Here is a 21464-nt window from a genome sequence, read left to right as displayed (position 1 = left end):
TACCTCGATTTACTCGCCTTTTAAAATATTTGCAGTTTGGATTTGCAAAGCTCGGCGAGTGGGCATAATTACTGCGATCATTGCTACAGCAAGAGAGAGAACTATAGTGATTGGAATGACAGGTAGTCTCATATCGATGTTTGCATTGAACACCATCACTCCTAAAATTTGTGCAAGTATATAGCCAATTGCTAATCCCACTATAATTGCACAGCAAGCAATAGATAAAATTTCAGTTGAAATTTGTTTAATAATGTCTACTTTTTTTGCTCCTAACGCTTTTTGCAAAGCAAATTCTTTTGCTCGTTCGCCAACAATTGCTATCAACGTTGTATTCACGCAAAGGGTAGCCAAAATCAAAATAATTATAGCAATTAGCCCCATCAATCCTTTGATTTTATTTAATATTTTTCCTTCTGAAACAGAAACCTTGCGAATTGGATGGATCTCTAGATCTGAGTATTTCTGTTTTAACTTTGTAGCAAAAGTATCAACTTGTCCTAGATCATTTTTTACATTCAATTGTGCATTGCTGATTAACCCTTTTTTATTTAACCAATGTTGAGCAAATTCAAGGCTAACTATCAACATATTATCAGTAGCATCACCACTTTCAATAATTCCTTTAATATTAAATGTATGTTTTTCTTGATTTTCCTTACTCAGTATTATTTTGCTACCAACTTGTAAATTTAAACGATTGGCTAAATTTTTGCCTATCATAGCATTGCGATCGTCAAAATTGACACCAATGGAACCTCCTGTAATTTGCCAATAGGGAGCAAGTGTCTTCATTTCAGAAAACCACACTCCCATGATAACAATTTTTTCTAAATCTGCACGAGCGACACCATAAAGATAGGGACTAGCTGCTGTTATTAAGTCTTTAGGTGCCTGTTGGAGTATTTGTTGAATTTGACTCTCTTCAATTAATCCTCCAAAGTTAGAACCAATATAAAAATTTGCTCCAAAGGTTCTTAATTCATGACTCATTTTAGTATTAATATCAAAATAAACAGCAGCCATGGCTGTAACTATTGCAGCTCCTACAGTTAATGCAGAGAAAATAATCAATGCAGGTTGTAATCTCAGTCGTAATGAATTAAATACTAATCGTAAAAACATATTGTATTTGATTTTATTTGCGACCATATAAAACCTCAATAGGATATAATTTAGTGATGCGATAAGTAGGAAGCCAAGTTCCTATAATTGCAATTACTATGGATAATAGTAAGACACAAGGAACTACGATCCAAGTAAAGTCAAGTGGAGTATTAAATAGTGCAATACCGATAAACTTTGCTAATCCCCAACCTGCAATACAACCTATTACTCCACCAATTAACGCACTTAATACAGCTTCCCAGTAAAATAGCAGTGCAATTTGCCATTGATAAGCTCCCAGTGCTTTCATTAAGCCAATTTCTTTACTCCGTTCCATTATAGAGGCTGTCATTAATGATGCGATTCCCATAGCAGCAGCGATTACTGCTGCGAGAGTTACTACAGCTAATAATAATTGAATTTTTTCGATCACTACGCCTTCGGAAGCCGCAACTTGCCAGATTGGTCGCACAACAGCACCTGAAATAGCTTCTTCTAATTGATGAGAAATAGAAGATACATAAGCAGTACAATACCAGCGATCGTAATCTTCAGCACTTAAAGCATCGGCGTTTATTCGTGCTTTACGAGATAATTCATTTTCTGGAACAGTGAGAGCTGAGACTTTAATTGCTTGAATTTTACCTTGTAAATTAAGTAAATTTTGTACCGCACTTAAAGGTAAAATTAATTGTTGTTCTTCTTTTCCTCCAGTAGTAAGAATGCCTTTAATCTGAACCTGAATCTTACTACTGAAATCACTTTCTTTGTAATATAAAGTAAGCTGATCTCCGATATGCCAAAGAGTGGATTTTGCTAGTTGTTCTCCGATTAAAGCGGGAATAATAGCTGTATTATCTTCTTGCATATCATCAACCCATTCTCCAATGACTTTCCAATAAGGGCTAATAATTCGTTGTCCTGTATGATAATCATCCTCATCAGGAACAGCAATCTGATGATCAAAAAATGTACCTAATATGTTAATATATTGTTCTTTTTGCTGATTTTGATGATATGCTTTAACATCTGCGGTAAGTAAAGGTGCAAAGCCGATGATATTATTTCGCCAAAAAATATCTTTAACATTAGGTAATTCTTTTTGTTCTAGAAAATCTTGAGCTGAGAGTGCGGTTTTATTTTCATTATTTAAAGAAAGTACGGCACTACTGGCTGGTTGAATTAAAATATTTGCACCATAAGATTTTAATTCTTTTGCCATTTTGTCACCTATATCAATAGACACAGCAAGTAAAGCAGAAATTAAGCTAGCCGCAAGAAAAATAGTAATGATAGCCAGTAATTTGCGTTTTATATTATATCGCCAAGATTGTAATAACATTCGCAATAACATTATTATTTTTTCTCCATTTGCGGTAAGTATTTTTCAGGATTATCTCTAAATAGATTTAGATTTTTTTCGCTAGCAAAAAAATAAGTTGTGTGATCATAGTTATATTTGAATTCAGCTGTAGTATTTTTTAATTTAGTACCATCAATAGGATCTATAACATTTAATTCAACAATAGTTGAGAAATAGTTTAAACCTGCTTCTAGATTTTTACGATGAATTACTATTTCTGATTCTGTTTGTTGCCAATTTTCAATTGGAACAGGATTGCATCCACCAGCTTTCCCAATAGAGGGAATAAACATTCTAACACCGCAACCTATACAAATAACTTGTTCACCTTCCATAACATAACCTTGATCTCCACATAAAATGCAAGCATCAAACACTGCCGCGAAATTCAAAGTTTTGTTTGATTTATTGATAATAAAAAAGCGAACAGCTTTTCCATCGCTTGCAGTCCATACAAAGCGATGTAATTTCCCATCTTTAACTTGTTCAATAGGGATGCGGATATTATTATTTTGATCTAAAGTAACAGTAATGGCTTCCGATAATTGTGGCGGTTTAGAGGCAATATTATTCCAATATAATTGACTTCCAATAATTGTTAGTACTGCTATTAATCCCCAAATTATAGTGCGGTTAGAATTTCGCATGAATGCAATTTTTTTACGTTTTTCAATAGGATCTTGCTCAAAATAAACCGCTCTTTTGCGAGTGTGATGTACTTTAATAATAAAAAAGTTAATGCAAAGAAATAAAATTAATCCGCTAATAAAATTAAAATAGCTGCTCAAATTAATTGACTTTGCAACAAATCCCAATCGTTCTTTAGTGAGTGCTAATAATTGTAATTTCATTAAATTTAATAGTAATTCACCTATAAGAGGCATAATTAATATTAAAATCATAAGAGTTGTTAAAATAAGACGAAATATAGTCGTTCTTTGATGATTTTGAGTCTGATTTAATAAAATATATAACCAGATGGCGATAAAAACACAAAAAATGAAAGCAAATGCAACAGCACTTAAATGCAAAATAAAATCTGTATTTATAACATCAGTATTAGTAATTGCACTAATGTTAGGATCCTTTGCCCAACGGTAACTTGCTATAGTGCAGAGTATAAATTGAAAAAATTGAAAAAAATGACCGCTCTTTGTTGAAGTAAAAAACTGAGTCAGATAAAAGAGTATTAAGCTTGTCAGGAAAGCAGTATTTAGTATTAATATTGCTTGTTGCCCTTTGGGGTAATGAAAAGCAAGCAAAACACCTAAACATAAGCCCAAAAAACTTATCCAAAGCAATAACTTAAGGTTCATCTTTTTTTGACTGTGGTGAAAATGACAACCACAAAGAATAGCCAAAGGTAGCATTGCTTGTAAAAGAAAAACAAAGTAGTAATTCATCGTAATGCCTTTAAAATAAGGAAATTATTATTCATCTTTATTTTTGCTATATTTAGTAAGGATAAAATACCTTAAACAAGGGGCAAGATTTTTGCTTAAAATGGATAAAGCACGGCGAACCGTGCCTATATGTTAGGTTATTTTAATCCTGTAAATTTAAATTCATAGCTTACGTCAAATGGTTTCCACCAGCGACCTACGCCTGTTTCTTCATCAGTGTGACGATGCATACCTGCTTTTGGTGGCGGATCAATGTGATAAGTTACTTTATAGTTACCTACTCCCATCATTTTGATATTTGCACCATAATGTGGACCATCAGCAGCTACCATTGGCATGAAAGTACCTTCTTGTTTTTCACCAGTATCGGTATTTGTTAAAGTGTAAGCAATAGTTAAATATGGCATCCATTCACCTTCACCAAAACCATTTTTATTACCTTTAGTCGCATGAATATCGGCTTCTAAGTGAATATCGGAATCTTTAGCAGATAATCCCATGCCACGTGGTTCCATATCTACAGGTTGTAGATACACAGCGGCTATTTCCATTTCATTCATAGTAACGGCTTCACCAATTGGATACTCTTTGAATGCTAGGGCTGAAGGAGCAGATAAAACTCCAGCAGCAAGTACAGTTGCTAATAAGGTTTTTTTCATATTGTATTCTCCTGTAAGAGTTTGTGATTATACTGATTTTTTGCTCTCATATTTCATATACCACCAAGCAAAAATTGCAGCAATGATTAAAAAAATCTGTGGAATTATGGTTTCCACGTAAGGATAAATTCCTAACCAAGAAATTTCGGGTACATTTGAAAGTAGAGTAGGTTCAAATAATTTTCCTTCGACTAATTCTAGAATAGCTTTACCAGCAAAAATAAATGCCATTAAGTACATGAAGCAACCTGTAAACATAAAGAAAGGTTTCAGTGGTAAACGCACAACAGTGTAACGCATAATAAAATAGCATACGATTAATATTACTGTACCTAATATAAAGCCACCTAGTAGATAAAGGTAATCCAACATATTTGTCGCATCAGAGGCAAGTGCAAAGTAGAATAAAACTGTTTCGGCACCCTCACGATAGACCGCAAGAAAACTTGTTAACCATAAACCAACAAGAGAACCAGTAGTTAATACGGTAGAAAGTTTACTTTCTAAATAACGTTTCCAGTTTTTTGCTTCTACTTTCGATAATAACCAATAACTCATCATAAACAGCATAACAACAGCGATAAGCATCGTAAATCCTTCCAGTAATTCACGACTTGCTCCTGAATTTGCAAAAACTAATTTAAAAATCACCGCAGTAATTAAACTCGCAAGCAGTGCAACATAAACCGACTGTTTAATTACAGGTAATTTGTTTTGATGATTATTTTTAACTAAATAAGTTACAATAGCAGCAACAATTAATAGAGCTTCTAAACCCTCACGTAAAATAATAGTGAAACTAGCAATAAACAATATCCAACCGCCAGTGTTATCTGTTTGTAGCATATCTACAGCTTTAGTTAAGGCTTGGTTAAGTAAATTTGCTTGTTCTTGGATCTTTTCTTTATTGGAATTCGCCTTGATTAATCCGACTAATTTAGTGAAATAGCTTTCCAATTCTGCTTTAAAATTACTATCTCTTGCACCAATTTTATTTTCCATACCACTGTTTTCAAACACATCAAAATAAGTGTCTTGAACTGACAGCATCGCTTTTTTATTTTCACCTTTTTCAAATAAAGTAATTGCTTGTTGAATACGTTGATTGATTTCAGCAGAGACTTCTTTCCAATCCTGTTGTGATTCATTTATTGGATTTTCTACCGCACTTTGTGCTGTTATTGCCTGAGTTTTTCGTGTCGTTGGTAGATTAGGTAATTGTTCTTCAATATCTTGTAGTAACACAGTTGTTTGATAACCTAGCTCATTCATCTTATTAGGCTGTTCACTGAGCTTTATTAAATTGTAAAATTGTTGATTAATCGCTGATGAAATTGCAGCTGAGCGATTAGTACGAATAGACATTTCCATTTCTGAATTTTTATAGCCATCATACTGAGCTTGTTGAGCTAATTTTTTCGCTGTAATGAAATCTTTCTTTTCATAAGCAGAAATAGCTTGAGCAAGTAAATCATCTATTGTTTTAAAGCTTTGTTGCCAATGCAAAGCTATTTCATCGTGATTGTATACTTCATGCTGTCCATCAGCATTTAGCTGATGCCCCGCAGACAGTGCAGGCAAAACTTCTTGCATTTCTGCTTTTAGTCCGTTAATTTTTGTTTGAATCTCAGAGAGCGGTTGATTCTCACCGATCATTTTACGAATCTCGCCAAACGTGGCTTCCATTTGATAGCTTTTTTGAGCAGAAAAATTGATGCGTATCGGACCTTCTAAATTTTCAAATATTTCAAAATATGCCATTTGAACTTCAGTTCTTGCATCATCAATTTGATTTTGTTGATATAAGGCTACCGTTTTATCCAAACGACTTTCAATTTCTTTGACCCACTGGGCGTAATCGTCCGTCGCATTAGCATTTATACTGAAAAAAGAAAAGAAAATAAATAAACAAAGGAAGTTGCGAAAGAAACGTAGCAAAACCATATTAATCAACCTTAATACTAATCTAAATAAAAGCTATTCTTATTTCTATAGAAAATTATCCTACGATTTTAGGATTAATCAAGAAAAAAATAAGAAATTTTAAATCAACTACAACACAGCACATCTTTCACATGTCTATCCATGTCTATCAAAATCTAATGTATTCCATATTTTAATTGAAGTAAGCTTTACTAAAGTATTTGCAGTATTAACTTAGCATTTGTTGAATATATTTAGTTGTTAATTGTAAGTAATTTCCACGAAAACGATGACTAAAATTTAACAAATAGTAAAGTTGATATAATTTTTTGCGTTGTGGATAGTTTTCATCTAATGGAAAAGTGCGGTGATAATTTTGATAAAATTCCGCAGGAAAAGGTTGAAACAATTCTGTAAAAGCAATATCACATTCTCGATCTCCCCAATAGCAAGCTGGATCATAAGTAACAGCATGATTATCTGTAGTAGCACAATTTTCAACCCACAAGTTACCGTGTAACAGAGAAGGTTTTGGATTGTGTTTAGCTAATATGTTAGCACTAGTTTGAATAATGTTATCAATATCACCAAAATAGATATTTTTTTCTTTACAAATTTGCAGCTGCCAACCAATGCGTTGCTCGCTAAAAAATTTTGACCAATTATTTTTCCATTCATTAGGTTGGTGTACTGGACCTAACCAAGTATTGAAATCTAAACCATAATGTTCTGTGTCAGCTAAAAGATGCTGTTTAGCAAGTTGAATGCCTAATTCAGCAGCTGTAAGAGTAGTCAATGGGCTAAATTTAAGAGCTTCCAGCAGTAAGAAACTATGGCTATGAGAGCAACCGACACCATAAACAAGAGGCATTTTCAAGCAACCAGCTTTTGATAATAAAGTCAGTTGATCTGCCTCAGCCATAAACATGGAGCGATAATTTTTTTCATTGACTTTGACAAAAACAGGCTGAATACCATCATCAATTAACCAAGCCTCGTGCATTTCACCAGTGTGAACTTTTACTTTATTTTTAATTGAATAATATGCACCAAATTGATCTGCCAATACTTGTGATACTGATTTCCACATAAAGACCTCCGCACATGATGACTAGTTAGATGATACCTTTATTTTTATCAATAGTCTGTGATGAATGTCAAGTTTTGACAAAAAATTTTAAGCTAATTAAATAAGATACAGTCAGTTTAAATTAGCGTTAAATTTTGTATTTTTAAATATTTCTGCTCAAGATGTGTTGACGGCTCACCGTTTTCCGCCTGGTCTCAGTGGGATTATTCCGAGTGTGGGCGGTTTTGGTGATCCGATTAAAGCTCGGTTGACCTATCAGGCGGACGAAGTAGAGCCACTGCAGGCGATTATTGCGGAGACAATCAACCACGATCAGGACATTCACCGCGATTTGAAAGTGGTGTTTAAGTCTCGGTTGGCGGAATAGTGGTCAGTAATACGCCGTATTTTTGCTATTAATACGGCGTTTTTTGTTTAAAAACTAATACTTGCCGTTAAATCTAACGCTTTAAAAAGCTGATCTAACTTATCAATCCCACTTTTATACCATGGATTAAGCAAGCGTTGCATTTCTGCTGGGCTAAATCCTGCCAACTTCCCTAATTCGGTTTTACTAAGATTGCGTTTAAGTCGCTCATTATTTATCAATACTTTTGCTTCAACACGTGTTGGCATTAATATTAACACTTCCTCCTTTTTTGGTTGATTAGGTAGGGGGAATAATTCATCACCTTTTATTGCAAATTCAACTGCACCTATGATACACCCTTCTAACTCCGCAATAAGCTCTTCCTCGCTATTGCCTTGAGCATAGGCATTACTATTTTCTGAAAATTGTAAAACGCCTAAATAGTATGGCTTACTATCTTCTTCTAGTTTTTCTATGGTTGCTGGATAATAACGCATTTATTCTCCTTGTATTTGAAATTAAGAGCCTAATAAGCCACCATAGTGGCTTAGTTTATTACATTTCTAATGTTTTCTTAATTCTTGAGATAGTTGCATTTGGTATATCTCTTGAACTTCGTGTTAGTTGCGTTTTATTTCCATTTAGGCTTAATTGGTAATGCTTCTTACCTTGTTCAATTAAAACGCCGTTATCTTGTAGATATTTTAGAAATTGTTTAGGCTTCACTTAATCTCCTATGTTTGGTTAAGATAAATTTATTATATACGTTTATGTATATTTGTCAAGATTATTTTATACTTTTGAGTATAAATGTTTGCTTGTTGATTATATCTATTATGCTATAATATTTTTTTATTTTTTTCAATGGGTTATATTATGGCTAATGTGTTGAAAGTGAAGTGCGGTGTGTGTGGGAGTCGTTGTTTTATCCGTCGTTCTGATTTTCTTTCTGACGGTTTCGCTAGAATTTATATAACCTGTACCAATCCGCAATGCTGCCAATCTGAGGTATATAACTTTGAACGCTCGCACGTGGTAAAGACCTCTAAACTCTCTAAAGATAGATTACTTGAAGATGTGATCAGTCTTCTCTCTGAACAAGACAAGCAGCAATTAAAAAAAATGATTGAGGCGGTTTGACAAAAAAGCCTGTGTTTTAAACAGGCTTTTAAAAATTCTTCTCTTTTCTAAGCATAACTATGAGCAGATATATGGAAAGGCGAAATATGATGGCTTCGTTTTTGTTTCAATTCCCACAAATCATATTTAGTTTGCAAATTCAGCCACAATCTTGCGGAGCCAATCCCCGCTTCTTCTAAACTTAATGCTAAATTCACAGTCATAGGCGTTTTACCATGTAGTACTCTTGATAACGTCTCACGAGAAAACCCAAGATGATCTGCCAGTTCTTTAATCTTAATATTATTTGACTCAATAAACCCATCTAATAAAACTTGCCCTGGATGTGCTGGTTTACGCATTAAAGCCTCCTTAATGATAATCTTCATAATTTAAAATATATGCATCACCATCAATAAATTCAAAGGTAATCCGCCAATTCCCATTAACTGTCATTGAATAAACACCCTTTCTATCACCTTTTAATTCGTGACATTGATAAAATGACATAAATTCATCAACACGTTCTGCTGAATCAATCAAATCAAGAATACCGTCAATTTTTCGTTGATGATTAAGTTGAATACCTTTCGTTATTCCTTTTTCAAAATATTGCTTTAAGCCTTTATGCTTGAAACTCTTAATCATAGTAATACTCACAAATAATGTGATATAAATATATCACAAAAAAGAAAAAAACAAAATATTCCAACTGCACTTTGAATTAAATTACCTATTTATTTTTTTGTTGAGTTATGTAAATCACCGCCTAATAGTGCTAATAGGGCGTAGCCTGCGATGTCTTGCCAGTTGTCTTGATGTGTGGCTCCTTTGTTTAGTATGCGTGTGATTTTGAATAATATCATTTCAATTGATGTGCGTTGTTGCCAGTTTAATTTTTGTGCCTGTGGTTCAATGACTTCTCGCAAATCGCCGTAAATCTGGGCGAATGTGTCATAACTGCCGTATCCTGCTGTACCGTTGCCAGTCACGAGTACCGCCTCACAAGGTGGTGATTTTTGTTTTCCAGAAGTCGGCACTATTGTAGAGGTGGGTTTTGCCTATGGACGAAGCGACAAACCATTCATCAGAACCATGTTAGCCCAAGGCAAAACACTGCCAGCGGTCGCCGTCGGCGAACAATTAAAACAACAACGCCCAGAAGTGTATGAACGCACCGACCAAGCAGGCAACAAAAGCCGAGTGACAGACCAAGACATATTAGACCAATCATTCACACGCCACATCAAAACCGACCAAGAAGTGAAACAGATAGGCACATCACAACACGACATTGACGCCGATCATCAACTCAATATCGGTGGCAATCAAACGGTTAATGTCATTGGCAATATTCAACAGGTCACCGCCTCAAATCAATCGCTAGGCGTGGCAGGCACCTTACAAGAACATGTTCAAGGCGTAGCCCAACGCATATCAGAAACAAAAAATAGACTAGTGGCACCGCTTTCATATATGGGAAGCGAGGGACAGAACATATTTAGAATATTAGAGGAAATCATTCAAATATTGGCAGACCTCGCCAGCACAACCGCCAGCCACACCCACAACGGCGGACCAACCCCAGACCAATCAAACACCTTTAGCGGACAATCAAGCCAAGCCACCGCCGAGAAAGCCAAACTCACGCCAATCATAGAATAAAAAAAGACAGCTCAAACAATCAGCAAACAATAAAAAAGCCCTTAAAAATCAAGGGCTTTTAATAAAAAAATGCTTGCGTATATTAGTAGACTAATATATAATATAATCACTTTCAAGAACAGGCTTGAAAGTGAGTGTAAGGCTTAATCCTTACGATATTTGAGAGGAAAGAACAATGAACCGTTTCATTATCATCATTGTCATCCTGCTAGTCGGATTAATGGTAAGCTTACCAGCTTACTAGACTAGATCTAAGGGGAGGCTGTTCCCTCCCCTTTAGCTCAAATAAATATAAGGGAAACAATATGGCATTGTCAAGAAGTGAAATAGTTAAGCGTAGCGAAGAGAAACACGGAATTAAAGTAAAATCCTTTAAACTCCCTAAAACAATAGTAGAAGAAATAGAACAACTGGCAAAAGATAACGGCATACCGCAAAACCAATTAATCATTCAAGCCGTTGAACTATTTAAAAAATCAAAAGGGTGATATAATACGCACGCATAATATATATTACTCCTATCACTAAAGCCTATTTAAAAATAGGCTTTATTTTTTGAAATGATTAAAATATCTAGGCATTTAACAAAATAATAACAACAAAACAACACAGACCAACCGAACCACATCGCAACCACTAAAAACCATAACAACACACAAAATATTGATATTTTAAGTGGATTAAATTTAGTCATAAAGTTCATCACATGCTTTTTCTAGTTTATATCTGATGAAACGCTAAAAAATTTTTCAAAGAAAATAAACTATGTTAGAATCCACAGCGATTTTTATACACTGTAAGCATAAAATTAAAGTGTTTTTGCACGTATAATCACATGATGGGGGAGTTTTCCCTTTTTTATTTTTTAAATGAACATGTAACCTTTCGTATGGGTTACCACTGTATAAGGATTTAAAATGCCAATTATCACTCTACCTGACGGTTCACAGCGTCATTTTGAACAACCAGTTTCTGTGTTAGACGTCGCTCAAAGTATTGGGGCGGGACTCGCTAAAGCAACAATCGCAGGCCGTGTTAACGGTGAACGCCGTGATGCTTGTGATCTTATTAATGAAGATGCTAGCCTTGAAATTATTACTGCTAAAGATGAAGATGGTTTAGAAATCATTAGACATTCTACAGCTCATTTACTTGGGCACGCTATTAAGCAGTTATTTCCTAATGTAAAAATGGCAATTGGACCGACTATCGATAATGGTTTTTATTATGATATTGATCTTGACCGCTCTTTAACACAAGAAGATTTAGATAAATTAGAAAAACGCATGTTAGAGCTGGCAAAAACTAATTATGATGTAGTGAAAAAAGCTGTAAGCTGGCAAGAAGCAAGAGATACTTTTGAACAACGTGGTGAATCCTATAAAATGGCAATTTTGGATGAAAATATTGACCGCACTTCTCGTCCAGCGTTGTATTTCCATCAAGAGTACATTGATATGTGTAGAGGTCCTCATGTGCCGAATATGCGTTTTTGTCATCATTTCAAATTGCAAAAAATTGCTGGTGCATATTGGCGTGGTGATAGTAAAAATAAAATGCTACAACGAATCTATGGCACGGCATGGGCAGATAAAAAACAACTTGCTGATTATTTACATCGTTTGGAAGAGGCCGCAAAACGAGATCACCGTAAAATTGGTAAAGCGCTTGATCTTTATCACATGCAAGAAGAAGCACCAGGCATGGTGTTTTGGCACAATGATGGTTGGACAATTTTTCGCGAATTAGAAACTTTTGTTCGTACTAAATTAAAAGAATATGATTATCAAGAAGTCAAAGGTCCTTTCATGATGGATCGTGTTTTATGGGAAAAAACAGGGCATTGGCAGAATTATGGTGATCTAATGTTTACTACATCATCAGAAAACCGTGAATATGCGATCAAGCCGATGAATTGCCCTGGACACGTGCAAATTTTTAATCAAGGTTTGAAATCTTATCGTGATTTACCTATTCGTATGGCAGAGTTTGGATCTTGCCATCGCAATGAACCTTCAGGTTCTTTACACGGTTTAATGCGTGTAAGAGGGTTTACTCAAGATGATGCTCATATTTTCTGTACTGAAAATCAAATTGAAACCGAAGTGACTAGTTGTATTCGCATGGTGTATGATATTTATAGCACTTTTGGATTCTCTGATATTCAAGTTAAATTATCTACTCGTCCTGAAAAACGTATTGGTACTGATGAAATTTGGGAACGTTCAGAAAATGCACTTGCTGCAGCATTGACTGCAAACGGTTTACAATATGAAATTCAAGAGGGAGAAGGTGCATTTTATGGTCCTAAAATTGAATTTGCACTGCGTGATTGCTTAGATCGTGAATGGCAATGTGGTACGATTCAACTTGATTTTGCCTTACCGTCTCGCTTAAATGCATCTTACGTTGCAGAAAATAATGATCGCCATGTTCCTGTAATGATTCATCGAGCGATTTTAGGTTCACTTGAACGATTTATTGGTATTCTTACTGAAGAGTATGCAGGCTTTTTCCCATCTTGGTTAGCACCAGTGCAAGCCGTTGTAATGAATATTACCGATAGTCAATCTGATTATGTGCTAAATGTTGTAAAAGCACTCTCCGCAGCAGGAATTCGTGCTAAATCTGATCTTCGTAACGAGAAAGTTGGTTTTAAAGTACGAGAGCATACAATCCGTCGAGTTCCTTATATGTTAGTATGTGGCGATAAAGAAATTACAGAAGGTAAAATTTCTGTACGTACTCGTAAAGGCACTGATTTAGGTACGTATAAAGTAGAAGATTTTGTACAAATTTTAAAAACTCAAATTAGAAATCGTGAACTGAAATTAATTGGAGAAGAATAGTTTTTAAAATTACCGCACTTTATTATTATCATAGAATAAAGTGCGGTGATATTTATAATAATTTAATTGTTTTAAATGATTAACGTCTTGCATAAAAAGTAAAAATCCCTTAAAATTCGCTCGTTTTGCTCAATTTGAGCGGATGGAAGTCATATCTTTTGCTTATTATTTAACAAGTATGATTTGTAGTTTAACCTGATGGAGGATCAAACCATTAAAACCGTAAAAAAAGCACCTGTAACGAATCGCCCAAACCGAATCAATGAAGAAATTCGAGTAAAAGAAGTTCGTTTAATTAATCAAGATGGTGAGCAAGCTGGGATAGTTAGTATTCAAGAAGCTTTGAATCAAGCAGAGGCTGTAGAATTAGATCTTGTCGAAATTAGTCCGAATGCTGAACCTCCAGTATGCCGAATTATGAATTATGGTAAGTTTCTTTATGAGAAAGGAAAAGCTGCAAAAGAGCAAAAGAAAAAGCAGAAAGTTGTACAAGTGAAGGAAGTTAAATTCCGTCCTGGTACAGATGAAGGCGACTATCAGGTAAAACTACGCAGCCTGATTCGCTTTTTAGAAGATGGGGATAAAGCTAAGGTTACAGTTCGCTTCCGTGGACGTGAAATGGCTCATCAAGACATTGGTTTGGACGTGTTAGAACGTGTAAAAAATGACCTTGCGGAAATTGCTATAGTAGAATCTGCTCCTGGCAAATTAGAAGGTCGCCAAGCTATTATGGTACTTGCCCCTAAAAAGAAATAGTTAGTGCACTGTCAAGTAATAAAAGGATATTGTTTTTAGACTTTTTATTCGCCTAATTATTATATGATGAGAAACTACGATAGCTTAAGTCTGAATAATAGACATGAAATTCGTAGTAATTTTAAATTTTAAACAATGCGGAGTTAAAATGCCAAAAATTAAAACTGTACGTGGTGCTGCTAAGCGTTTCAAGAAAACAGCTTCAGGCGGTTTCAAACGTAAACAATCTCATTTACGTCATATTCTGACTAAAAAAACAACTAAACGTAAACGTCATTTGCGTCATAAATCTATGGTTGCGAAAGCAGACCAAGTTTTAGTCGTAGCCTGCTTGCCATACGCATAAGCATGGGCGTACATTTAGTAAATTTTAGTTAATTAAATAAGACATAGGAGATTAGATAATGGCTCGTGTAAAACGTGGTGTTATTGCAAGAGCACGCCATAAGAAAGTACTTAAGGCTGCTAAAGGTTATTATGGTGCACGTTCACGTGTGTATCGTGTTGCATTTCAAGCAGTGATCAAAGCTGGTCAATATGCATATCGTGACCGTCGTCAACGTAAACGTCAGTTCCGTCAATTGTGGATTGCTCGTATTAATGCAGCAGCTCGTCAAAACGGTTTATCTTACAGTAAATTTATCAATGGGTTGAAAAAAGCTTCTGTTGAAATAGATCGTAAGATTTTAGCTGACATTGCGGTATTCGATAAAGTGGCTTTTGCTGCTTTAGTAGAAAAAGCAAAATCTGCACTTTAATTGATTATAGTGTAAAATTAGGACGCTAGTGCGTCCTTTTTTATTTCTATTTAGGAAAGAAAATGTAATAACAATAAGGTATAAAGAACTGCACTTTAAAAGTGCGGTTCTTTTATTAAGTTTTAAATTTTACAAGCCCCGCCAGCACAGCCATCATCTAAGTCATTCTGTGCATCTTCCGCACCATCACGAGTATTTTGATAATATAGTGTTTTTAAACCATATTTATAAGCAGTTAATAGATCATTTAGTAAGCGTTTCATTGGAACTTTACCATCTTCAAAACGAGCAGGATCGTAATTAGTATTTGCTGAAATAGCTTGGTCTACAAATTTTTGCATAATACCGACTAGCTTAATGTAACCATCGTTATTTGGAATATCCCATAATAATTCATAATTATCACTTAAATTTTCATAATCAGGAACGACTTGTTTCAAAATGCCATCTTTAGAAGCTTTAATGCTTACATGCCCACGTGGTGGTTCAATGCCATTAGTAGCGTTAGAAATTTGAGAAGATGTTTCCGATGGCATTAATGCAGTTAATGTGGAATTTCTTAAACCAAATTCTTGAATCTCTTTGCGTAAAGTTTCCCAATCATAATGTAAAGGCTCTTGAGTGAGAGTGTCAATGTCCTTTTTATAAGTGTCAATTGGCAAAATGCCTTTAGCATAAGTAGTCTGATGGAAATATTCACATGCTCCTTGCTCTTTCGCTAAATTCATCGAAGCTTTTAGTAAATAATATTGTATAGCTTCAAAAGTGCGATGAGTTAAGTCATTAGCACTACCATCTGAATAACGTACACCATTTTTAGCTAAATAGTAGGCGTAATTAATTACCCCAATACCTAATGCACGTCTACCTAAGGAGCTATGTCGTGCAGCATTTACTGGATAATTTTGATAGTCTAATAAAGCATCCAAAGCACGCACAGCGAGATTTGCTAATTCTTCTAATTCATCAAGGTTGTCAATTTTCCCTAAATTGAATGCAGAAAGAGTACAAAGAGCAATTTCGCCATTTTCGTCATTAATGTGAGTTAGCGGCTTAGTTGGCAAAGCGATCTCCAAACATAGATTTGATTGACGAATAGGTGCGAGTTTTGGATCAAATGGCGAGTGAGTATTACAATGATCAACGTTTTGAATATAAATTCTTCCTGTAGATGCTCGCTCTTGCATGAGTAAAGAGAATAATTCGACTGCTTTTACAGTACGTTTCCGAATATTTGGATCTTGTTCATATTGTGTATAAAGTTGTTCAAATTTTTCTTGATCAGCAAAAAAAGCTTCGTAAAGTCCTTCCACATCTGACGGACTAAATAAAGTAATGTCGCCACCCTTGATTAAGCGTTGATACATTAATTTGTTTAGTTGTACACCATAATCCATATGGCGAACACGGTTGTCTTCTACGCCACGATTATTTTTCAGTACTAACAAACTTTCAGCTTCTAAGTGCCAAATTGGATAATAAACTGTTGCAGCACCACCACGAACTCCACCTTGTGAGCAAGACTTTACTGCTGTTTGGAAGTATTTATAAAATGGGATACAGCCTGTATGGAAAGCCTCACCATCACGAATAGAACTACCTAAAGCACGGATTGCTCCAGCATTAACTCCTATACCTGCACGCTGAGATACATATTTTACAATTGCTGAGGCGGTCGCATTGATCGAGTCTAGGCTATCATCACATTCAATCAATACACAAGAACTAAATTGACGTGTCGGGGTTCTCACTCCAGACATAATCGGTGTTGGGAGTGAAATTTTGAAAGTTGATGTAGCATCGTAAAAACGTTTAATATAGTTCAAACGCGTTTCTTTTGGGTATTTTGAAAATAAACAAGCAGCTACTAATAAATATAAAAATTGAGCAGATTCGTAAATTTCACCAGTAACTCTATTTTGTACTAGATATTTCCCTTCTAATTGCTTCACTGCCGCATAGGAAAAATCCATATCCCGCCAATGATCCAAAAAGTTATCCATTTCATCCCATTCTTCGCGACTATAATCAGTTAAAAGGGAGGTATCATATTTTCCCATACGTACTAATTTTTTTACATGATCATAAAGTTTAGGGGGCTCAAAATGACCATACGCTTTTTTACGAAGGTGAAATACTGCTAAACGAGCTGCTAAATATTGATAATCAGGTGTATCTTTACTGATTAAATCTGCTGCAGCTTTTATGATAGTTTCATGAATATCAGAAGTACGGATTCCTTCATAAAATTGAATATGAGAACGCAACTCTACTTGAGAAACAGAAACATTTTCTAATCCTTTTGCTGCCCAGGTAATAACTCGGTGAATTTTATCTAAGTCAATAGGCTCTAGTCTTCCGTCACGCTTTGTGACCATCAATGCGTTGTTCATAGGCGGTTTTACTCTGTATTTGTATGACTATCTAGATTATATAAAACACTAGATATAGTGAGAATCTAAAAATTTTATACAAGATAATGTGTTATCATATAAAATTCAAGTGTTAAATTTTTCTCCCTATTCTTGACAGTAAATAACTTACTTATAAATAAGAAGAATTTTTATTGTAAATTTATTGTAAAAAAAGAATTTGGATTTTAAAATTTATACAGTGATAAAACTTATACTTTTGAAGATAATTAATACAAGGTTAAAGTAATAATTAGTATTTTCAGTTGCTATTTTTTTTTTAGCGAACAATAATAGTAATTGAGTAAGCGAGAGCAAAATGTTTTATCGCTTTTCTGATTATATTTAGGCTACGACAGAGAGTATTTTCTGGCGTCGTTTTGTTTTTTATTTTAAAAAGGGTAATTTAATTTTTATGAAACAAATTCCAATGACAATACGGGGTGCAGAACTGTTAAGAAAAGAGTTAGATGTACTAAAAAATATTCGTCGCCCAGAAATCATTAAAGCTATTGCGGAAGCACGAGAACATGGTGATTTAAAAGAAAATGCAGAGTATCATGCGGCTCGAGAGCAGCAAGGTTTCTGTGAAGGACGTATTCAAGAAATTGAAGGTAAGCTTGCTAATTGTCAAATTATTGATGTAACAAAAATACCTAATAATGGCAAAGTGATTTTTGGTGCAACGGTCATGTTATTAAACGTTAATACTGATGAAGAAGTTACTTATTGTATTGTTGGTGATGATGAAGCAGACATAAAGTGCGGTTTGATTTCGGTCAATTCTCCTATTGCTCGTGGTTTAATTGGTAAAGAAGTTGATGATACAGTTAATATTATGACTCCTGGTGGTGCAGTAGAATTTGATATTATTGAAGTAGAGTACAAATAAAGACGCTTCAGGCGTCTTTGTAGATAGATTAGAATTTAATTCATTGACGGGGTAGCTGAATTTTTGATTCTTTTGAGGGACGATAAAGTACCAAAATATGTCCTATAGTTTGTACTTCGCAGGCTTTAGTTTCACGAATGATTGCATTAATAATTAACTGTTTAGTTTCGCGATCCGAACCATTAATTTTGACTTTTATAAGTTCGTGATGATTTAATGCGTTGTCAATTTCAGCAACTACACCTTCAGTAAGACCATTGTTGCCGAGCATTACGACAGGGTTTAAGTGGTGTGCTAGTGCTTTTAGAAACTGTTTTTGTTTAGTTGATAATTTCATCTTTGTTATCCTGATAGTAAAAAGTGCGGTCAGATTTATAAAAAGTAATATTTCCGACTTGAACCCTGAGATTTTAACCTTATATTGAGAAAACTACCACAAAATTTAAAACATTATGGGAAAGAAAAAACGATCGGCAAGTTCAAGCCGTTGGCTGAACGAACATTTTAATGATCCATTTGTGCAAAAAGCACACAAACAAAAATTACGCTCTAGAGCTTATTTTAAACTTGATGAGATTCAGCAAACAGATCGCCTATTTAAACAAGGCATGACCGTAGTAGATCTTGGAGCTGCTCCAGGTGGTTGGTCACAGTATGTTGTTAGTGAGATTGGTCAGCGCGGTAGAGTGATTGCTTGTGATATTTTAGACATGGATCCTATTGTTGGTGTTGATTTTTTACAAGGAGATTTTCGTGATGAAAATGTACTTAAAGCTTTGCTAGAACGAGTTGGAGAGAGTAAAGTTGATGTAGTGATGTCTGATATGGCTCCAAACTTTAGCGGTATGCCTTCAGTAGATATTCCACGAGCCATGTATTTAGTAGAGTTAGCATTAGATATGTGCAAGCAAGTATTGGCACCAAAAGGGAGTTTTGTAGTAAAAGTATTTCAAGGTGAAGGATTTGATGATTATTTGAAAGAAATTAGATCTTTGTTTTCAGTAGTCAAAGTTCGTAAACCTGAGGCTTCACGAGGGCGTTCTCGAGAAGTATATATCGTTGCAACAGGTTACAAACATTAACAATAAATTTGATAGCTTTAAATTTAGTATCGAATGTAGTAAGCTTGTGACAAATTATTAACTTAAGAATAAACGAGGTAAAACCTTGAGTGATATGGTAAAAAATTTAATACTTTGGATTATTGTAGCTGTTGTTATGATGACTGCATATCAAAGTTTTAGCGGTAACTCTAGCGATAATTTAACGGATTATACGAGTTTCATTTCCGATGTCGGAAATAATCAAGTAGGGCAGGTCCGTTTTAATGAAAATGAATTGCTTGTAACCAAAACAGATGGTTCAAAATATTCTACAGTTATGCCAATTTATGATGATAAGTTGCTTAATGATTTATTGAATAAAAAAGTTAAAGTGGAAGGTAGTTTACCTGAAAAACGTGGATTTTTAGCTCAAATTCTAATTTCTTGGTTTCCAATGATATTGCTGATTGGCGTGTGGTTGTTTTTTATGCGTCAAATGCAAGGCGGTGGCGGTAAAGCAATGAGCTTTGGAAAAAGTCGAGCTAAAATGCTTACTAAAGAGCAAATTAAAACGACTTTTGCCGATGTTGCTGGTTGCGATGAAGCTAAAGAAGAAGTCGGTGAGATCGTGGATTTCTTGCGTGATCCTAATAAATTCCAAAAACTTGGAGGAAAAATTCCAAAAGGTATTTTAATGGTTGGTCCGCCTGGAACTGGTAAAACTTTATTAGCTAAAGCTATTGCTGGTGAGGCTCAAGTCCCATTTTTTACAATCTCTGGTTCTGACTTTGTCGAGATGTTTGTTGGTGTTGGGGCTTCTCGAGTGAGAGACATGTTTGAGCAGGCAAAAAAGAATGCACCTTGCCTGATTTTTATTGATGAAATTGATGCTGTTGGTCGTCAGCGGGGAGCAGGATTAGGAGGTGGTCATGATGAACGTGAACAAACTCTTAACCAGATGTTAGTAGAAATGGACGGTTTTGAAGGAAACGAAGGTGTGATAGTTATCGCAGCAACTAACCGACCAGATGTCCTTGATCCAGCTTTGACTCGTCCAGGTCGATTTGATCGTCAGGTAGTGGTTGGTTTGCCTGATGTACGTGGACGTGAGCATATTTTAAAAGTACACATGCGAAAAGTACCACTCGGTGATGATGTTGATGCGATGACTTTAGCAAGAGGAACTCCAGGTTATTCAGGAGCTGATTTGGCAAATTTAGTTAATGAAGCCGCACTTTTTGCTGCACGTACTAACAAACGTTTAGTAACTATGTTGGAATTTGAAAAAGCAAAAGATAAAATCAATATGGGACCTGAACGTCGGACTATGATAATGACAGAAAAACAAAAAGAATCAACTGCTTATCATGAAGCTGGACATGCAATAGTTGGCTATTTAGTACCTGAACACGATCCTGTTCATAAAGTTACTATTATCCCAAGAGGTCGTGCTTTAGGAGTTACATTCTTTTTGCCAGAAGGTGATCAGATTAGTATTAGTCAAAAACAACTGGAAAGTAAACTTTCCACTCTTTATGCTGGGCGTTTAGCAGAAGAGTTGATTTATGGAGAGGAAAATATTTCTACTGGTGCATCAAATGATATTAAAGTTGCAACAAATATTGCTCGCAATATGGTCACTCAATGGGGATTTTCTGAAAAATTAGGACCGATTCTTTATACTGAAGATGAAGGTGAAGTGTTTTTAGGAAGATCAATGGCTAAAGCAAAACATATGTCAGATGAAACCGCACATTTAATTGATGAAGAGGTCCGTTTAATTGTGACCAGAAATTATGAACGAGCTAGACAAATTCTAAATGATAATATGGATATTTTACATGCGATGAAAGATGCTTTAGTGAAATATGAAACTATTGAAGAAGAACAAATTAAGCAATTAATGAATAGAGAAATTGTCACGCCACCTTCAGGCTGGGTTGATAACGAACCTAAAGTTACTCAATCAAATGAAAGTGAAAAGCGTTGTAGTGCGGTAGAAAATTCAGAAAAATCCGATCAAGATTAATTTGATGATAGAAATCAGGGGTATAATACTCCTGATTTTTTTTAATTA

The 21464-nt window shown here is 35.0% G+C and carries 22 protein-coding genes and 2 pseudogenes; 11 read left to right on the top strand and 13 right to left on the bottom strand.

Annotation, left to right across the window (positions count from 1 at the left end; genetic code table 11):
• Positions 1-9 precede the first annotated feature (9 nt).
• The 6 genes from ACFQ02_RS03085 to ACFQ02_RS03060 all read right to left on the bottom strand — a co-directional run bounded on the left by ACFQ02_RS03085 (position 10) and on the right by ACFQ02_RS03060 (position 7545).
• The gene (locus tag ACFQ02_RS03085) at positions 10-1152 is read right to left on the bottom strand and encodes an ABC transporter permease (RefSeq protein ID WP_380819150.1); all 1143 of its coding nucleotides are present in this window, start codon (positions 1150-1152) and stop codon (positions 10-12) included.
• The gene (locus ACFQ02_RS03080; protein ID WP_380819148.1) at positions 1139-2461 is read right to left on the bottom strand and encodes an ABC transporter permease; all 1323 of its coding nucleotides are present in this window, start codon (positions 2459-2461) and stop codon (positions 1139-1141) included. The genes ACFQ02_RS03085 and ACFQ02_RS03080 overlap by 14 nt, the downstream gene beginning before the upstream one ends.
• A 2-nt stretch (positions 2462-2463) precedes the next feature.
• A complete protein-coding gene (locus ACFQ02_RS03075; protein ID WP_380819146.1) occupies positions 2464-3873 on the bottom strand; it encodes a Fe-S-containing protein in 1410 nt (469 codons plus the stop codon).
• 137 nt (positions 3874-4010) lie between these two features.
• The gene (locus ACFQ02_RS03070; protein ID WP_380819144.1) at positions 4011-4532 is read right to left on the bottom strand and encodes an iron transporter; all 522 of its coding nucleotides are present in this window, start codon (positions 4530-4532) and stop codon (positions 4011-4013) included.
• 27 nt (positions 4533-4559) lie between these two features.
• Entirely contained in the window at positions 4560-6476 is a 1917-nt protein-coding gene (locus ACFQ02_RS03065) for an FTR1 family iron permease (RefSeq protein WP_380819141.1), read from the bottom strand.
• A gap of 208 nt (positions 6477-6684) precedes the next feature.
• Positions 6685-7545, bottom strand: a complete 861-nt coding sequence (locus tag ACFQ02_RS03060) for a fructosamine kinase family protein (protein ID WP_380819138.1) — start codon at positions 7543-7545, stop codon at positions 6685-6687.
• 145 nt (positions 7546-7690) lie between these two features.
• On the opposite strand from ACFQ02_RS03060, the pseudogene ACFQ02_RS03055 reads away from it, so the two are divergent.
• Positions 7691-7912 (top strand): annotated as a pseudogene (locus ACFQ02_RS03055) (phage portal protein); the annotation flags it as partial.
• 47 nt (positions 7913-7959) lie between these two features.
• Here the strand turns inward: ACFQ02_RS03055 and ACFQ02_RS03050 are convergent.
• Positions 7960-8391, bottom strand: a complete 432-nt coding sequence (locus ACFQ02_RS03050; protein ID WP_380819136.1) for a type II toxin-antitoxin system HicB family antitoxin — start codon at positions 8389-8391, stop codon at positions 7960-7962.
• A 58-nt stretch (positions 8392-8449) separates the two neighbouring features.
• Positions 8450-8620 carry an mRNA interferase gene (locus ACFQ02_RS03045; protein WP_380819134.1) on the bottom strand — a complete coding sequence of 57 codons (171 nt, stop codon included), beginning with the start codon at positions 8618-8620 and terminating at the stop codon, positions 8450-8452.
• A gap of 150 nt (positions 8621-8770) precedes the next feature.
• Between ACFQ02_RS03045 and ACFQ02_RS03040 the strand changes: the two genes are divergently transcribed.
• Positions 8771-9034, top strand: coding sequence for an ogr/Delta-like zinc finger family protein (locus ACFQ02_RS03040; protein WP_380819132.1), 264 nt, complete (start codon positions 8771-8773; stop codon positions 9032-9034).
• Between the two features lie 47 nt (positions 9035-9081).
• On the opposite strand, the gene ACFQ02_RS03035 is transcribed toward ACFQ02_RS03040, so the two are convergent.
• From ACFQ02_RS03035 to ACFQ02_RS03025, 3 genes are all read right to left on the bottom strand, one after another.
• Positions 9082-9375, bottom strand: coding sequence for a HigA family addiction module antitoxin (locus ACFQ02_RS03035; RefSeq protein ID WP_380819130.1), 294 nt, complete (start codon positions 9373-9375; stop codon positions 9082-9084).
• Between the two features lie 10 nt (positions 9376-9385).
• Complete coding sequence (locus ACFQ02_RS03030) at positions 9386-9661, bottom strand: type II toxin-antitoxin system RelE/ParE family toxin (RefSeq protein WP_380819128.1); 276 nt, start codon at positions 9659-9661, stop codon at positions 9386-9388.
• Positions 9662-9750: 89 nt separating this feature from the next.
• Entirely contained in the window at positions 9751-10005 is a 255-nt protein-coding gene (locus ACFQ02_RS03025; protein ID WP_380819126.1) for a DUF6378 domain-containing protein, read from the bottom strand.
• Here ACFQ02_RS03025 and ACFQ02_RS03020 point away from each other — a divergent pair.
• The 6 genes and pseudogenes from ACFQ02_RS03020 to rplT all read left to right on the top strand — a co-directional run.
• Positions 9980-10678: pseudogene (locus ACFQ02_RS03020) on the top strand (hypothetical protein); the annotation flags it as partial. The gene ACFQ02_RS03025 and the pseudogene ACFQ02_RS03020 sit on opposite strands and share 26 nt — an antisense overlap.
• Positions 10679-10983: 305 nt before the next feature.
• On the top strand, positions 10984-11166 hold the full coding sequence (locus tag ACFQ02_RS03015) for a ribbon-helix-helix protein, CopG family (protein WP_380819124.1): 183 nt from the start codon (positions 10984-10986) through the stop codon (positions 11164-11166).
• A gap of 429 nt (positions 11167-11595) precedes the next feature.
• Complete coding sequence (thrS, locus tag ACFQ02_RS03010) at positions 11596-13527, top strand: threonine--tRNA ligase (protein WP_380819122.1); 1932 nt, start codon at positions 11596-11598, stop codon at positions 13525-13527.
• A 198-nt stretch (positions 13528-13725) separates the two neighbouring features.
• Positions 13726-14283 (top strand): translation initiation factor IF-3, encoded by a 558-nt coding sequence (gene infC, locus ACFQ02_RS03005; protein ID WP_380819120.1) that lies wholly within the window; start codon positions 13726-13728, stop codon positions 14281-14283.
• Between the two features lie 148 nt (positions 14284-14431).
• Positions 14432-14629 (top strand): 50S ribosomal protein L35, encoded by a 198-nt coding sequence (rpmI, locus tag ACFQ02_RS03000; protein ID WP_005596065.1) that lies wholly within the window; start codon positions 14432-14434, stop codon positions 14627-14629.
• Positions 14630-14687: 58 nt separating this feature from the next.
• On the top strand, positions 14688-15041 hold the full coding sequence (gene rplT, locus ACFQ02_RS02995) for a 50S ribosomal protein L20 (RefSeq protein WP_005596075.1): 354 nt from the start codon (positions 14688-14690) through the stop codon (positions 15039-15041).
• 122 nt (positions 15042-15163) lie between these two features.
• Here rplT and nrdA read toward each other — a convergent pair whose 3' ends face one another.
• Complete coding sequence (gene nrdA, locus ACFQ02_RS02990; RefSeq protein ID WP_380819117.1) at positions 15164-17434, bottom strand: class 1a ribonucleoside-diphosphate reductase subunit alpha; 2271 nt, start codon at positions 17432-17434, stop codon at positions 15164-15166.
• Between the two features lie 433 nt (positions 17435-17867).
• Between nrdA and greA the strand changes: the two genes are divergently transcribed.
• Entirely contained in the window at positions 17868-18344 is a 477-nt protein-coding gene (gene greA, locus ACFQ02_RS02985) for a transcription elongation factor GreA (protein WP_380819115.1), read from the top strand.
• Between the two features lie 40 nt (positions 18345-18384).
• Here greA and yhbY read toward each other — a convergent pair whose 3' ends face one another.
• Entirely contained in the window at positions 18385-18681 is a 297-nt protein-coding gene (yhbY, locus tag ACFQ02_RS02980) for a ribosome assembly RNA-binding protein YhbY (protein WP_380819113.1), read from the bottom strand.
• Between the two features lie 115 nt (positions 18682-18796).
• Between yhbY and rlmE the strand changes: the two genes are divergently transcribed.
• Positions 18797-19426, top strand: a complete 630-nt coding sequence (rlmE, locus tag ACFQ02_RS02975; protein WP_380819112.1) for a 23S rRNA (uridine(2552)-2'-O)-methyltransferase RlmE — start codon at positions 18797-18799, stop codon at positions 19424-19426.
• A gap of 94 nt (positions 19427-19520) precedes the next feature.
• Positions 19521-21416 (top strand): ATP-dependent zinc metalloprotease FtsH, encoded by a 1896-nt coding sequence (ftsH, locus tag ACFQ02_RS02970; protein ID WP_380819111.1) that lies wholly within the window; start codon positions 19521-19523, stop codon positions 21414-21416.
• Positions 21417-21464 lie beyond the last annotated feature (48 nt).

This window comes from Seminibacterium arietis (assembly GCF_042675725.1).
GTDB lineage: Bacteria > Pseudomonadota > Gammaproteobacteria > Enterobacterales > Pasteurellaceae > Seminibacterium > Seminibacterium arietis.
The sequence above is the reverse complement of the archived record's forward strand: the minus strand, read 5'-3'. Positions and strand labels throughout refer to the sequence as shown.